Origin of the sequence: Vibrio sp. vnigr-6D03, assembly GCF_002835515.1 — a bacterium.
Lineage (GTDB): Bacteria > Pseudomonadota > Gammaproteobacteria > Enterobacterales > Vibrionaceae > Vibrio > Vibrio penaeicida.
Genome location: NZ_PIZL01000002.1, coordinates 202,741 through 218,075, shown reverse-complemented (window position 1 = coordinate 218,075; position 15,335 = coordinate 202,741). Strand labels below are relative to the sequence as shown.

At 46.0% G+C, this 15,335-nt stretch carries 15 protein-coding genes and 1 riboswitch; of the genes, 3 read left to right on the top strand and 12 right to left on the bottom strand.

Annotated features, from left to right (window positions below; genetic code table 11):
* Positions 1-103: 103 nt before the first annotated feature.
* The 8 genes from CW749_RS04300 to CW749_RS04265 all read right to left on the bottom strand — a co-directional run bounded on the left by CW749_RS04300 (position 104) and on the right by CW749_RS04265 (position 8,736).
* A complete protein-coding gene (locus CW749_RS04300; protein WP_101110801.1) occupies positions 104-1,390 on the bottom strand; it encodes a TRAP transporter large permease in 1,287 nt (428 codons plus the stop codon).
* Positions 1,387-1,980: a TRAP transporter small permease gene (locus CW749_RS04295; RefSeq protein ID WP_101110800.1), complete on the bottom strand. Its 594-nt coding sequence runs from the start codon at positions 1,978-1,980 to the stop codon at positions 1,387-1,389. The genes CW749_RS04300 and CW749_RS04295 overlap by 4 nt, the downstream gene beginning before the upstream one ends.
* 50 nt (positions 1,981-2,030) lie before the next feature.
* A complete protein-coding gene (locus CW749_RS04290; RefSeq protein ID WP_101110799.1) occupies positions 2,031-3,026 on the bottom strand; it encodes a TRAP transporter substrate-binding protein in 996 nt (331 codons plus the stop codon).
* Between the two features lie 106 nt (positions 3,027-3,132).
* Complete coding sequence (locus CW749_RS04285) at positions 3,133-3,861, bottom strand: FCD domain-containing protein (RefSeq protein WP_101110798.1); 729 nt, start codon at positions 3,859-3,861, stop codon at positions 3,133-3,135.
* 82 nt (positions 3,862-3,943) lie between these two features.
* On the bottom strand, positions 3,944-5,521 hold the full coding sequence (locus CW749_RS04280; protein WP_101110797.1) for an aldehyde dehydrogenase (NADP(+)): 1,578 nt from the start codon (positions 5,519-5,521) through the stop codon (positions 3,944-3,946).
* An 11-nt stretch (positions 5,522-5,532) separates the two neighbouring features.
* Positions 5,533-6,519 (bottom strand): AraD1 family protein, encoded by a 987-nt coding sequence (araD1, locus tag CW749_RS04275; RefSeq protein ID WP_101110796.1) that lies wholly within the window; start codon positions 6,517-6,519, stop codon positions 5,533-5,535.
* Positions 6,520-6,526: 7 nt separating this feature from the next.
* Positions 6,527-7,699, bottom strand: coding sequence for an L-rhamnonate dehydratase (locus tag CW749_RS04270; protein ID WP_101110795.1), 1,173 nt, complete (start codon positions 7,697-7,699; stop codon positions 6,527-6,529).
* Between the two features lie 14 nt (positions 7,700-7,713).
* Positions 7,714-8,736 (bottom strand): 4-hydroxythreonine-4-phosphate dehydrogenase PdxA, encoded by a 1,023-nt coding sequence (locus tag CW749_RS04265; RefSeq protein ID WP_101110794.1) that lies wholly within the window; start codon positions 8,734-8,736, stop codon positions 7,714-7,716.
* Between the two features lie 330 nt (positions 8,737-9,066).
* On the opposite strand from CW749_RS04265, the gene CW749_RS04260 reads away from it, so the two are divergent.
* Entirely contained in the window at positions 9,067-9,486 is a 420-nt protein-coding gene (locus CW749_RS04260) for a glycine zipper family protein (RefSeq protein ID WP_101110793.1), read from the top strand.
* Positions 9,487-9,616: 130 nt separating this feature from the next.
* Here the strand turns inward: CW749_RS04260 and ribB are convergent, their stop codons facing one another.
* From ribB to CW749_RS04240, 4 genes are all read right to left on the bottom strand, one after another.
* Positions 9,617-10,279 (bottom strand): 3,4-dihydroxy-2-butanone-4-phosphate synthase, encoded by a 663-nt coding sequence (ribB, locus tag CW749_RS04255; protein WP_101110792.1) that lies wholly within the window; start codon positions 10,277-10,279, stop codon positions 9,617-9,619.
* A gap of 157 nt (positions 10,280-10,436) precedes the next feature.
* Positions 10,437-10,588, bottom strand: a riboswitch (FMN riboswitch).
* Between the two features lie 217 nt (positions 10,589-10,805).
* The gene (gene nagA / locus CW749_RS04250) at positions 10,806-11,945 is read right to left on the bottom strand and encodes an N-acetylglucosamine-6-phosphate deacetylase (protein ID WP_101110791.1); all 1,140 of its coding nucleotides are present in this window, start codon (positions 11,943-11,945) and stop codon (positions 10,806-10,808) included.
* Between the two features lie 9 nt (positions 11,946-11,954).
* Positions 11,955-12,836, bottom strand: a complete 882-nt coding sequence (locus CW749_RS04245; protein ID WP_101110790.1) for an N-acetylmannosamine kinase — start codon at positions 12,834-12,836, stop codon at positions 11,955-11,957.
* Positions 12,833-13,555: an N-acetylmannosamine-6-phosphate 2-epimerase gene (locus CW749_RS04240; RefSeq protein ID WP_101110789.1), complete on the bottom strand. Its 723-nt coding sequence runs from the start codon at positions 13,553-13,555 to the stop codon at positions 12,833-12,835. Before CW749_RS04240 ends, CW749_RS04245 begins: the two co-directional genes overlap by 4 nt.
* 256 nt (positions 13,556-13,811) lie before the next feature.
* Here CW749_RS04240 and CW749_RS04235 point away from each other — a divergent pair, with 256 nt between their 5' ends.
* Both CW749_RS04235 and CW749_RS04230 read left to right on the top strand, forming a co-directional pair.
* On the top strand, positions 13,812-14,777 hold the full coding sequence (locus CW749_RS04235; protein ID WP_101110788.1) for a sialic acid TRAP transporter substrate-binding protein SiaP: 966 nt from the start codon (positions 13,812-13,814) through the stop codon (positions 14,775-14,777).
* 54 nt (positions 14,778-14,831) lie between these two features.
* On the top strand, positions 14,832-15,326 hold the full coding sequence (locus tag CW749_RS04230) for a TRAP transporter small permease (protein ID WP_101110787.1): 495 nt from the start codon (positions 14,832-14,834) through the stop codon (positions 15,324-15,326).
* The last annotated feature ends 9 nt before the right edge of the window (positions 15,327-15,335 follow it).

The following is a 15,335-nucleotide window of genomic DNA, read 5'->3' as shown; positions in this document are numbered from 1 at the left end:
TGTGAATCAAATGGCTGACATGCCCTTGTTCAGCCTTGGCTGATAGAGGGAAGGCTTGTCAGTCGTATTGTGGAGGCTCATCTTTCTACTTCCCTAAACGGGGTTACTTTCCATACACCAAATCGACCAAACCGAGTGTGATAAATGGTACGTAAGTCACAAGGAGAAGAAGTGCAATCAACACACCAATAAAGGGCAAGTTTGCACGGGTTGTGGACCAAATATCCACTTTAGCTATGGAACAAGCGGTCGCGAGTACACTGGCGACAGGTGGGGTTTGTTGCCCTATAGCGAGGTTAAGGGTCACAATCAGCCCGAAGTGAATAGGGTCTATGCCAAACTGAAGCACCAAAGGTAAAACCATCGGGACGACTAAAATTATGGCCGCGGCACCATGCAAAAACATACCTAAAATAAAGAACAAGATGTTCAGTAGCATGAGCACCACGATCTTGCTTTCTGTGAAATCCAGAATCGCTTGCGCCATTTCTTGAGGAAGTCGAACTTCAGTTAAAAACAAGCCAAGTAAAGCCGACGTCGCCACCAAGAGCATGACTGCTGCCGTTTGAACGCTTGCTCGAATCATACATTTGTATAAGTGGGTTAGGGTTAGCTCACGATAGATGATAAAACCGATGACAAGCGCTGCGATAACGGCAAGCCCTGCACCTTCGGTAGCGGTAACCACACCACCAAAAATACCTCCTAAGATAATGACGGGAAGAAACAAAGCCCAAATCGCTTCTTTAAACTTCTGCTTTAGGTTTTTCCAGCTAAACGCATCTTCACGCGGAAGGTTGTAGCGGATAGCAAAGTAATACGAGAGCGCCATCATTAATGCTCCGCCAAGTACACCGGGTACAACACCGGCTAAGAACAACTTTACGATGGAGGTATCCGCAATAGCGCCGTATAGGATCATCGAAATAGAGGGAGGAATGATGATGGCTAAAGAGGCGGACGACGAAGTGATGGCGGCAACAAAAGTTGGTTTGTAGCCGCGCTTTTTCATTGCTGGCATCAACACGCTTCCGGTCGCAGCAACATCCGCCACCGCCGATCCTGATATCTCAGCAAAGAACATGGAAACCCCAATATTGACCATCGCTAAGCCACCACGCACAAAGCCAATCATGGCGGACACAAGATCAATCAAACGACGAGAGATACTTGAGGTATTCATCAACTCGCCTGCCAGAACGAACAAAGGAATGGCAAGTAGTGGGAATTTGGTCGCACCTTCATACAAGGTAAGTGGCACATTGAGCATGGCGTCAGAACCAGAGGTAAGCAACATACCACTAATGGCAACCACGCCAATGGAAACGGCGATAGGCACATTGATCATTACCAATGCAATTAAACCACCAAATAACAGCAGGTAGATCATGATTTAGCCTCCATCTTTTTGTGTGCATGTGTTTTCTCACCGCTGGGGAACAGATCTTCTGTATCGATGCCACATTCCTCTGCGTACTCTTCGAGCTCGGCACGGTCGTGATCTCGACCTTCACGCATGTCTTGTAATGCTTGTGGAATAGAAAGAAGCTCAGCAAAAATAAACAAAATGGCGCCAATAGGGATAACGGACTGCACGAACGGGACAGGAACCCAAGGTAGGCTGATTAGAGTCTCACCTTCAAAATACTCAAGTACCGTCCAGCCATAAAAAGCAACGAGGGCAAAGAACCCAATCACGATGACTTCGGATACCCAAAACAGGGCGGATTGAAGCGCGCCTTTTGCACTGTATAACAAGCCACTAAACCCTAAGTGACTTCGTTTGATTGCTGCGGTCGCGGCACCGTAATAGGTTATCCATACCAGCAGCAAAGAGGCGACTTCGTCATACCAGATTAGAGACGAACCGGTTTTACGCATAATGACGCCAAACACAATTACAAACGTCATCGACAGCACGAGAAATACAGACATTCCTTCGAGTACTTTCTCTAATCTATATGCCAATCTTGCAATCATGATTCCTCCTGAGAGAGGGCATGAAAGCCCTCATTGATATCCAGTGTTGGTTAGTTCGCGAGTGACAACACTTTATCCAGCATGTCTTTACCGCCATCTACTTTCTTAGCAAACTGTTCGTAAATTGGCTTACTGGCATCGACAAAATCTTGATAGCTGGCTTTGTTCACCTGCATTCCGCCTTCTTTTAATTTCCCTAGCAGTTCTTGTTCTTGGCTGTCTGACAATTCATACATCCAAGGTTTGATTGCGTTGGCAGAATCTTTGATGATCGTTTGAACATCAGCAGGAATTTTGTCCCAAGTTCGTTTGCCAGCAACAAGGTAGGAAGGGCTGTAAACGTGATTGGTTAGAGACAAGTATTTCTGCACTTCATTGAACTTCGCCGCATAGATATTGGTGAGCGGGTTTTCCTGTCCATCGATGACGCCTGTTTGCAACGCAACAAACACTTCAGAGAAAGACATCGGTGTTGGATTACCTCCCCAGTTACGGAACATACTCACACGCCACGTGCTATTCGGCGTTCGCAATTTAATGCCTTTCAAATCAGCAGGTGTATTGATGGGTTTGACGTTGTTTGTGATATGGCGGAACCCGTTTTCCCACATGCTGAGTACCTTGTAGCCTTTCTTATCGGCTGTTGGTGCTATGCTTGGCCAGAAAACTTCAGATTCAATTTTTGCTAGGTGCGCTCGGTCTTTCACCAAAAACGGCATATCAAAGAGAGCAAATTGTGGTGTGACTTTCGCCATGATGGAAGAGGGTTGGCTAAGATGAACCGTTCCAAGCTTTAGCTTTTGCATCAATTCCTTATCTTTGCCCAACTGTCCATCACCAAAAAGGCTTATCGAATAGTCGGAACCAGCAGATTTCAACGCGCTATTTGCATTGTTCGCAAACTTTTCCGCGGTTTTGTACTGTAACGATCCCTGTGCGGCACCAATGGCAAATATCAGCTCTTTCGCTAAGGTGTGTGGAGCGGCAAATGCCAGTGATGCTACAGTGGTACTAATTAACATTTTGCGCATGGTCGTGATGTTCATTTCTGCGTTTCTCCGTTAATTTCAATGGTCGTCAATGACCGTTGGTGTCCTAAATTCATGCCCACCAATCTGTGGTTTGCACGTGTATGGTTATTTGATTAATTGGCTAATTCCTCATGGCAGAGATCGTGGTGTAGTACACGCTGTTGAGGTGATCCAGCATGGTTTTTTCTGCTAATTTTGGATTGCCTTGTTCCAGTGCTTTGTATATTTCGTAGTGCTCAATGAAACTTTTTTGAATGGCACCCTCTTGTTCCAAAACACTGCGTCGAAAGTTAAGCCCATAGGCGTAGAGTTCGTCGGCATAGCCTGCCAGAATCGCGTTGTCGCTGTAGTCAGAAATCAGCTTGTGAAAGCGTTGATCCGATATCTGGAAATGAGCTGGCTTTTCAAAAAGCGATTCTTGTTGCTCTAATAATGCCTTGAGTTCACTCAAGCCTTGTTGGTCAATGTGAATAGCAACGCCGTGTGCAATAGCGGCTTCGACCACTTTTCTGCTTTGAAAAACGGCTTCAATGTCGTAATTGTTGATGGTGAGATTAGAGAGCTGAGGAAGAAGCTCGATGCAACGCTTTAACAACTCATCATTACGATTGACTCGGCTTTTTGCACCGTGTGAAACACTAATAAGTCCATAAGCGGCGATCATCCCTATTGCGCCCCTAACGGTTTCTCGGCTTACACCAAACATGGCACACAGCTCTCGCTCGCTCGGCAGCGTATCCCCATCTCTTAGCAAGCCGGAAAAAATCATTTCCAGTAACTTGCTTGCAAGGATGTCTTTCTTAGTTTGATTTTTTAGCTGCTTTTCAAACGCAAATACATTCGCTGCCATGATATTCCCTCATCGAGCCATGTTTATTTAACGACGTTCCAGTTAACTTATTGGTATTCCAGTTAACTTATCGATATTCCATTCAATTGCTTTGGTAATGCCCGTCGACTAGCGCTAATCCAGCGCAATCTCCATTAATGGGCTCAGGCAGCAAAGGCTCCGGCACATTTTGATAGCAAACAGGACGAAGGAATCGCTCAATAGCGTTGGAACCCACCGACGTGCTTCTTGAATCTGAAGTTGCGGGGAAAGGACCGCCATGCACCATGGCATGAGAGACTTCAACCCCCGTTGGAAATCCATTGAAAAGTACTCGACCCACTTTGAGCTCTAGATGATCCAATACCTCTTGAAGGTCTTGGTTTGAATCGTTGGAACCCGTGTGAATGGTGCCAGTTAGCTGACCTTCAAGTGCATCAATGACCGCAAGGAGTTGATCAAGGCTTTTGCAGCGAACAACCAATGAACTGCTGCCAAAGACTTCGTCTCGTGCTTGTTCTTGCTGAAGAAAGGCTTCTGCACGCGTACTGAATAAGTAAGGAACGCATTGATTGTGATTACCCGACACATCTCCTTCACTCACCATAGTGATGGTTGCGTTTTCAACCAGCGTTCCCACCCCGTTTTGATACGCTGCGTGAATTCCAGAAGTCAGCATGGTTTGGCTGATGGCGTTATTGATGATTTCAGCACTTTTGGCGATAAATTGATCCAGTTCAGGGCCATCAATCGCAAGGACTAAACCAGGGTTGGTACAAAACTGACCAGCGCCCATTTGCAAAGAGGCGCAAAAGCCTTGAGCGAGTGTATCGCTACTATTTTGAAGTGCACTTGGCATCATAATTACAGGGTTAATGCTGCTCATTTCAGCGTACACGGGAATCGGCTCTGGGCGCTGTTGAGCCGTAGCCATTAACGCCATTCCCCCTGTTCTCGAGCCAGTAAATCCCACGGCTTTGATGGCTGGGTGAGATACTAATCCCTGACCAATTAAATGACCGGATCCGAATAGCATAGAGAACACACCTTCAGGCATATCACAGCGTTTGGCTGCGCGAGTCACTGCACTGGCGACCAACTCGGATGTACCGGGATGAGCCGAATGCGCTTTGACTATCACTGGACAGCCTGCCGCTAACGCAGAGGCTGTATCGCCACCTACCACCGAAAATGCGAGCGGGAAATTGCTGGCACCAAATACCGCGACAGGACCCAATGGTAAATACGTCAATCGCATATCTGAGCGAGGCAGCGGGGCTCGGTCTGGGATAGCGGAGTCAAATTTCGGTACGAAAGTGAGCCCCTTTCTGAGGTTGTCAGCAAACAAATTTAATTGGCCGACTGTTCTTCCTCTTTCCCCTTCAATTCTTGCTTGAGGTAGCCCCGTTTCTTTCATTGCGCGTTCAATCAAACTGTGTTCCAGCGCCATGACTTCTTCACCAATGGTTTGAAGAAAATCCGCTTTACGCTCGGCACTGGTTTTTCGATAAATAGCAAATGCATGTTTTGCGAGTTCACACGCTTGAGACAGTTGGGTTTCATTCGCGCCTAAATAAGGCGGATCTAACACTTCGTTCGTGTTTGGGTTGATGCCATGAATGACTTTTTGGTCACCCATGATCTTTTTACTCCCAATGGTCATTTTACCCGTCAATATCATGATTTTTATTCCTATAGCGCTTTAACTTGAACCGATTCTGGAGACGCTTGAACCAACGTATTTCGCAAGGAGCGACCAAAGGCGGGGATCGTTATGTCAAATCGATCGCCTACTTGTGTTTTCACCTTATCCGCAAAACTGAGTGTGGCTGTGCCCATGTAGTGCACGTGCAAATCTCCAGGACGCCTGAATTGGTCATATTTGAAGTGATGGTGCTCTAAGTTACTGATGGTATGTGCCATGTTGGCTTCGCCCGTTAAGAAGGACTTACTCCACAGTAATTTGTCTTCACGTTGAATAGCGCTCGTGCCTTCTAAGTGCTCAGGTAAGTCGCCTATCAGAAGCTCTGGTCCATAACTGCACGAACGCAATTTGGAATGCGCCAGCCATAAATAATTGAAGTGCTCGGTTACGTGGTCAGAAAACTCGTTACCAATAGCAAAACCCACGCGATAGGGGGTGCCATCGCTGCCTATGACATATAACGCCGTGAGCTCAGGCTCTTCACCGCCATCTTCAGCAAAATTCGGCATAGTGATAGGTTGTTCAGGGGCAACGACACATTGACCGTCGCCTTTATAAAACCATTCCGGCTGCGCACCAACTTCACCAATGTTTGGTTTTCCGCCTTCTACGCCCAGTTGAAACATTTTCATTGAATCTGAGAGCTCTTCGTCACCCGCGAGTTTGGCGTGCATTTCCGCTCTGGCATCTGCACTGCCGAGATGGGTTAACCCTGTTCCTGTGACTAACCAACGAGAAGGATCATCGTGGGTAATCGGAGGAAGCAGCATTTGGTTATCAATGATGGTTTGGTAATCCAGTCTTTCGTTGGTGTACTTTTCACCGATAACCTGAGCTAAAGATTTCTCAGTATCAATCGCTTCCATCGCTAGTTGGTAGGTGCCGCCAGAGGCATTTAACACACGAACCTGATCGTAGGATTCGACGAGTGCCACTTTGAGCTGGCTATTTTGTACAAACTGTATGATTCTCATGGCGTCCTCACTCAATCACGTTGAATTGTTTGAGGTGTTTTTCGCTGATACTCAGCCCTAACCCCGGTGTGCTTTCATCAAGATCGATATGGCCATTAACGGGTGACGGGTCCCCTTCAAAGATGTAGTAAAACAACTCGTTGCCTATCTCTACGTCATGGACGGGGAAATACTCCGACATTGGAGAGGCAAGGGTCGACATCGTGAGGTGGTAGTTATGCATTTGCCCAGCATGAGGGATCACTGGAACACCAAAAGACTCGGCTATTGCGTTGATTTTATGAGCCGCGGTGATGCCACCCACTCGGTTGGTATCGTATTGAATGACTGACACCGCGCGTTTTTCGAGTAATTGACGAAAGCCGTAACTGGTAAATTCGTGCTCGCCACCGGAGATAGGAATACTGGTGAGTTGATTGAGTTCAGCATAGCCATCAATATCGTCGGCGATTACCGGTTCTTCTAGCCAACGTGGCTGGTACTGTTCCAATTTAGGTAAAATACGCTTGGCGTATTCCAAGTTCCAACCCATGTAGCATTCCAGCATTAAGTCTATGTCTTCACCGATGACTTCTCTAATTGCCGCTACACTGTCGAGGTTTTTTCTTACGCCCTGTGGTCCATCCTTAGGACCATAACCAAATCGCATTTTCATGGCTGAAAATCCTTGGTCTAGATAGGATTGCGCTTCGCGCTGCATTTCATCCAGATCCGTGCGATAAAGCTTAGAGGCATAACAAGGGATCGTTTCTTTTGTGCGCCCACCAAGCAGTTTGAATACAGGCTTGTTTGTGGCTTTTCCCATCAAATCCCAAAGCGCGATATCAATGGCTGAAATCGCCGCCATGCCAATGCCTTTACGTCCCCATGCCAGTGTCGAGCGATACATTCTTTGCCAGAGATATTCATAATCAAATGGGTCTTGCCCTATCACGAGTGGCGCTAAATATTGGTCGATGATTTGCTTGGCAATTCTTGGTGCTAACGCAACGTTTCCAATACCCACCAATCCGTCGTCGGTAAACACTTCAACGACAGTCCAACCGTGAAAGCGGAATGTCCCCATCGAATCGCCGCGATCCCATAACTCACCCATTGCATTGGAGCAAAAGTTGTTTTGGGGCTCTACGGTGTGTCCATTCCACTCAAATACACGGGCTTGAACTTTGGTTATTTTCATTGAAACGTCTCCTGTTATTGAGCTTGTTTGCGATAGTTGGTGCCCATACGGCAAGCAATATTGAAGGCTTGAATTGTGGCGCTCACATTGGCTTGGTTAGTTCCTGCAATGTCATAAGCAGTGCCATGAGCTGGGGTGGTAATCGGGACAGGTAAACCTCCTTGAACCGTTACGCCCTTTTCAAACCCGAGAAGCTTAATGGCGATCTGCCCTTGGTCGTGATACATAGTGACAATGGCATCGAGATCGCCGTCTCGAGCTTTGAGAAAAATGGTGTCGGCAGGGTAAGGACCTAAAACGGGGTAACCTAAGCTGTTGAGTTTGTTTACGGCCGGCTCAATGATGTCGATTTCTTCTTTACCGCAAACACCACCATCACCAGCATGTGGGTTAAGTGCTGCAACCGCGACTCTGGGGGATTCAATATCTGCGGCTTTTAATGCCTTATAGATGAGCTTACTGGCTTCAATGATTCGTTCTTCACTCAGGATGCTGACCACATCTTTCAGTGGCACATGAGATGAGATTCTTGAAGTCCACAGATTGCCAAGCGTATTAAATTCGCAGAAAAAGGAATCGACACCTAGCTTGTCAGCAAAGTAGTGGAGTTCATCCTCAAAAGGCATTCCAGAGAGAATCATCGCTTGTTTATTCAGAGGCGCAAAACAGATGGCATCAATATGGTGGGCGACCACCGCTTCTAGGCACTGATCTAATATGTTTAATACCGAACTACCTCCTGCGGCACTTGCAAACCCTATCTTCACTTCCTGTTGACTGACGGAATGCACCGGAACGAAAAGAATCTCACCCGATCCACTGTACTGACGCGCGTCCGATAGAGACTTAATTGTTTTTAGCTCTATATCGGTTTGAGCGATCTCTTGTCCATGATCCCAAAGCCATTGATCGCCAATGAGTACGATATTGGCTTGTGATGTAACACCACTTTGGCTGAATAATTTGGCAATCAGTTCAGCACCAATGCCAGAGGGATCGCCTAAAGAAATAGCAACAGTGGGTAAAGAGCTAGGCATAAAGTTTCCTTACGGTTATGTTCTGTATGATTCTTGGTCTACTGGTACGGAAACATTACCACTAGACCAGTAATTGACAAGATTAAAATTAACAAAAAAGAAACATGGATAAGACGAGAAACGAGGGGATTTACATTTAGATAAATAAAATCAAATAATTAGTGATTGATTTGTAATTTTCTTCAATCGCTTAATTTGTGATCTTGTTCAATTTGTAAACAATTGAGATGATAACTATTGCTTATAAACAAAATAAGAACCTTGTATTAGATCATAAATATAACGTGAAGGTATGATGGCTCCAGACTTAGTTATTACAGAGCATTACCTATGAAAACATCACTGAAATCTATCAAAGCGTTAAAAACTGTGTTGATCGGAATAACATTGGTTGGTCTTACAGGATGTGCGTCACCAGAATTTAGTGCCGACGATGAAAATGCAGCACGTAATCGCGGTACCGTTGGCGGTGCGCTACTTGGTGCAACGGCGGGTTTACTTCTTGGATCGCCTGAGTTAGCGGCAAAAGGAGCGATTGCGGGTGGCGTTGCGGGTGGTGTGAGTGGTTCAATGAAAGATTTAGAAGATTCACGCAGTGCTGATCGCAACCAAGTAATGGCAGACGGTGTATCGCAAGACACACGTTCTGACGCAGAAAGAAGGGCGGCAGAGCTGGAAGCAGAATTACGTATTATTGAGCTTGAAAAACAGCTGAATGAGATGAAAACGCAGCAATCGGCTGAAGGTTAAATTAATCATCGATCAAATGAAAAAGGAGCCTCGGCTCCTTTTTTAAGATCATAGGTTTATGACTACAGTTCTTGTGACTGTGGGCTTTATAACTAAAGCTTTTGTGATTGTGGTTTTTATAAAAAATCTCTTATGCGGATTTTTCTTCCATCATAATGCGATAGCTGACCATATCTTCAATAGTCAGAACAGGCATATTGTGCAATTTACCAAACGCCACGATTTCAGGTGTTTTTGCCATTGAACCATCAGGGTTTGCGACTTCACACAAAATTCCAAAAGGGGAAAGCCCCGCCATTTGCATCAGATCGATCGTACCTTCTGTATGACCGCGACGAGTCATAACCCCACCTTGACGTGCACGTAATGGAAAAACATGCCCAGGTCTTGCGAGATCGCTGGCTTTTGCATCTAAACGAGCGGCGGTTTTTATGGTGGTGACACGGTCGGCAGCAGAGACGCCAGTGGTTACGCCTTCTTTTGCTTCGATAGAAACCGTAAAGGCTGTTTGGTTTTTGCTGTCGTTAGCTTCCACCATCGGAGGCAGCTCTAATTGATTGGCATGTTCATCTGACACACACAAACAAACGATTCCGCTGCATTCGCGAATCATGAGCGCCATTTGTTCATTTGTTAAATGATCGGTTGAATAGATGAGATCGCCTTCGTTTTCACGATCTTCGTCATCAAGCAACAGAATGCCGCGTCCTTGTCGCAATGCTTCAAGGGCGTTTTCTACACGCTCAATGGGTGTGCCAAATTGTTCTAGCAATGAAGTTTGGTTCTGATTCATGGTAGTACTCCGTAAAAAATTTACCAGAATCAGGGCATATATGAAGGGGGCTTGTGGATCATGGTAGGCAAAAAGCTACCCATGTTCTAAATGCAAGCCAAAGTAAAACCCACAGAGTATTCACCAGCTCCAATAGGAAGTGGTTTCACTGTGTTTTTATCATCCTCTCCCATCCGGACTATGACCGTCGGCTCTGGGTTTTCACCAGATCTGCTGACCTTGCAACCAAGCGACTGCAAGCGCTCGCGGGCTCACCAGAATGTCTGGTATACCGCCGGTGGGGAATTTCGCCCCGCCCTGAGAATAATGTTGTTACACCCTAGTATCCTCACAGATAGTCGAATCTGGAGATTACTTGGGGATGCGTCTTTGTGTTTCAACGCAGGAGAATAGTATCGCTTTTTTATAAAGAAGGTAATCACTAAGTAGCGATATGGCGTGATTTCGAATATAAAAGGCGCGAAAAGTACAATATTCGCGCCTTTGAGAGTTTTCGGAAAAGATGGGGAGTAATGGAGTACAAGGTTTACTGCGGATACAGTTTTCCGTCCACGACGACCCCTTGGCTCGCATACTCATCATCCAAAATAGTGATGGCTGCACGAAACCCTTTTGCAAGATATCCAAGTGTATCTTGCTGCATCGCTTTGGCTGGGTATGTCGATGCCATTTTTAGTGCTTCTTCTTCCGGAACTCCCCATTGGATGACATTGGCGACCGACTGATCCATACCAATGTGTGCGCCCGCTAAACTGCCTTGAGCATTCACCAGTTTTCCATCGACGACTCGTACTGTTTCATCATTTAGAACAAAGGTGTCCTTTTGGCTGCCTACTGTTGCCATGGCATCGGTAACGATGAAGAGTTTTCCGGCTGGTTTACTACGGTGAGCTAATAGTGTGCTGTTTTCTGAAACATGAATACCGTCTGTAATTATGGAGCACCAGGTGTTGTCATTAAGAAGTGCCGTTCCAACAACACCAGGCTCTCTGCCTTCCAATGGAGACATGGCGTTGTACAAATGCGTAAATCCATTTACGTAGCGAATTTTTTCACTATGTAGCTGGGCTTGAATAGCATTGCTATGACCACAAGAAACGATAACTTTCTTTTCAGAGAGCCAACTTAATACTTCAGTGGTCACCATCTCAGGGGCGAGCGTAACCAAGGTAGCACCAGAGCTGAGCCAAGGCATGGCTTCAAGTTCCGAGATCGAAGGAGCGTAAAAGTGTTTGTCGTCGTGTGCGCCTTTTTTTTCTGGGTTGAGCCAAGGTCCTTCTAAGTGAACACCCAGAACGCCTGCAATTTTGTCGCGAATCGCGGCTTCGGCTGCAATAAGAGCGTGTTCCATTTTCTCCTTGCTATCACTGATCAAAGTAGGGAGGAGGTAGGCTGTACCGTGTTTTCGGTGTGCACGGCAAATAGTTTGTATGCCTTCTATATCGGTATCTTGGTTGAACATGACACCACCCCCACCATTGACTTGTATATCTACAAAACCTGGGGCGAGTGTACAATTGTGATAGTCATGGATTTGAGCATCTTTTGGAATGGATTCTTGGGGGATAACACCCAATATTTCATTATCTTGCCAAAGGATAGCTGAGTTCAAATGGAAGCGCTCACCATCAAAAATCCTTTTTGCTGAAATGGCTTGTAGAGTCATAAAGTATCCTTACTCCATAAATTGAAACGCAGCGCCCAGTAAACAAGCATCGTAATCACCCTTGGCGCTATAAAGGGAAACGTGAAATGGAGGAGGGGATTGTTGAACATATTTTGCGACTGCAGCGAGATAACCACTCGCGAGCCCAATACCGCCTCCAATTACAATGGCATCCAGATCTAAGCTGGCTTTTAGGTTAAGACAAAGTGTTGCAATCGCTTTTGCACTTTTATCGATGATGGCCTGCGCATGTGGGTTCCGCGGTGCGATTTTAAAGAGTTCAACGTTACTGACGTCTTTCCCCAGCTCTGGCTGAATGCTTTTTTTGACTTGGCGCTGAATCGCTTTTCCAGAGGCGATGGCTTCGACACACCCAGTTTGACCACACCCGCATGGTTCACCATTGATATCGACCACGGTGTGACCAATGTGTCCTGCAAAGTTGTTGGCACCTTTATGGAGCTTACCATTCAAGACCAAGCCTCCGCCCACCCCTGTTGAAACGGTCACGTAAGCAATATTCTTAATGGGAGTATCTAACTGTAAGTACTCGTACCATGCTGCTGCCTGAGCATCGTTAAGCATGGATACGGGCTTGTTACACAAAGCCTCAAGGGCGCGATGCAAGGGAAATGGAGCAGGGAAGGAGAGGGTATCTGGATTGATTGAGGTTATCCCCGCATGGCTTACCCACCCCGTTGTTGAAATGCCTATTTTATTTACTTGAGGAAGCCAACCCTGACAGTGCTGAAGAATATGTTGGGCAAACTGTTCTGCTGATTGTGCTTCTGGCGTTGGAATCTGTGTCCGTTCAATCAGGCATGACGTAGAAAGGTCGACCAATCCGAGCGCTATCTTTGTTCCTCCAATATCGATGGCCAGTACTTTCATGATTGTGCTCCTACTGCTTGAGTGGCGGAATTAAACCAGCCCGTCACGACCTCTAACCGGGTTAAAGCTGACCCCACCGTTACGGCGACAGCGCCATGTTCTATAGCCTTTGCTGCGAGCTCCGGAGTGTTATAGCGCCCTTCTGCCATCGTAAAGAATCCCGCTTTCGAAAACTGTTTGACGAGTTGCAAATCTGGCTCATTAGGCACTTCTCCTTCTACGTATCCCGATAAGGTGGTTCCTACGATATCAACATGGTGGTTGTGTGCCCAAAGACCATCATCAAAGCAAGAGCAATCTGCCATGGCAACACAGCCGGTATTTTTTATGGCTTCGAAGATCTTTTCTCGGCTTTCGGGGCGAGGTCGGTTTGTCGCATCGAATGCAATGACGGTAGCGCCTGCTTTCGCTAATGATTCTACGTCTGACAAAAATGGTGTAATACGCACTTGGCTATCCGTTAAATCTCTTTTCACTATTCCAATTATAGGAATACTCACAACCTCGGATACGGCGGTAACGTTCTCTATCCCTTCGATGCGAAGCGCTTTAGCTCCTGCTTGTTGTACAGACAAAGCCATAGTGGAAATGATGTGGGGATTGTCCATAGGGCTTCCCACCACAGGTTGTATAGAGACGACGGTTTGCCCTTGCAGTAACGCTCGAATGCGATTGCCTTTTTCAATGTTCTTCACAATAACCTCAATAAAATTTGCCATGAAATCAAGTTAAAAGCCGCTCTGGAACTTAGAAGCGATATTCAAACGTGACTTGTTGCTTATTCATTCAGCTTGATTAAAAACGAGCAGACTTGGTGAAATTTTGCTCGCTCTCACATTTTGATAAATGACACTTTGAAAATAATCTTCATTGTTATAATAATTCTTGGTGAATATTTTTTTCAACTAAAAAAGAGATTTTTTTCAAAATGTCGTGAGCATGAAAATGCAGCGGCACAAACAAAAGGGAAAAGCGATGAAAGCCATCAATAAATTGACATTGGCAATGCTGGCACTTGGATGTGCTCTATCAGCCCAAGCGGCGACTACATTGAAAATGGGAATGCAGGCATCTGTTGGGTCTGTTGAATACACATCGGCCAAGTTTTTAGCCGATACAGTCGAAGAAATGAGTAAAGGCGAATTGAAGATTACGTTGTACCCGAGTGCACAACTTGGCGACGACCGCGCGATGTTACAGCAATTGTCACTCGGTGATCTTGACATCACCTATGCAGAATTTGGCCGCATGGGGCTTTGGATACCAAGAGCGGAAGCAGTAACACTCCCGTACGTAGCTAAAGATTATGAGCACCTTCGTCGTATGTTTGATTCGGAGTTTGGTCAGGGAATTCGACAAGAAATGCTGACGAAGTTCCAATGGCGAGCGCTGGATACATGGTACAACGGCACTCGACAAACAACCTCTAATCGACCATTAAAATCAATCAGCGATTTCAAAGGGTTAAAGCTGCGTGTGCCGAATGCCAAGCCAAACTTGAATTACGCTAAGTTGTCTGGAGCTTCACCTACACCAATGGCGTTTTCCGAAGTGTACCTTGCGTTGCAAACCAACGCAGTAGACGGGCAAGAAAACCCGTTACCAACCATCAAGACGATGAAGTTTTATGAGGTACAAGAAAATTTAGCCCTCACCAACCATATCGTGAACGACCAAATGGTCATCATTTCTGAAAATACGTGGCAGAAGCTGTCTAGCGATCAGCAAAAAATCGTTTCGGATGCCGTTGCTAAAGCAGGAGAAGCGCATACCGCTTCCGTGAAAAAGCAAGAGTCTGAATTGGTTTCTTTCTTTGAATCAAAAGGTGTGAACGTGACTTACCCAGAGCTTTCACCGTTCCGCGAGGCGATGCAACCTTTGTACGCCGAGTTTGAAGAGAAAGTAGGTCAACCTATTGTGAAGCAACTTGCTGCGATGTAAGTGTTTTTAGACAGTCTGGCTGGCACGTCGTATCTGCCAGCCATGGAGCCTCAAATGCTACAAAAGATCACAAGAAATATTGAAGAAATCATCACGGTACCACTGATGCTCGTTTTACTGGTTGTGCTCACTTGGCAAATCGGGACGCGTTGGTTATTAGATGATCCTTCTTTGTGGAGCGAAGAACTGGCGAGAGTGCTGTTTATGTACATGGCGCTGATTGGTTGCGCTATCGCCATTAAAAGCAGCACTCACGTTAACATTACGTTCTTTTCAGACAAACTGCCCGAGAAGGTCCGCCTGATTTTGGTGCTTTCTCTTGAGTTGGCAGTACTCCTTTCCATTTTTGCCATTATCTACCTTGGTTATCAACACGTTCAGCGAACGGCGTTTTTTGAATTGATCACGCTGGAGATCTCAAGCAAATGGATGAATTACAGCTTGCCTTTAGGGGGACTGTTTATGGTCGTTCGCCAACTGCAAAAGATGGTCGGTCTAGTGACTGATTTTCGCCACACTCAACGTTCAGTAAACGCTGAAAGCAAATAAGGGGATAGC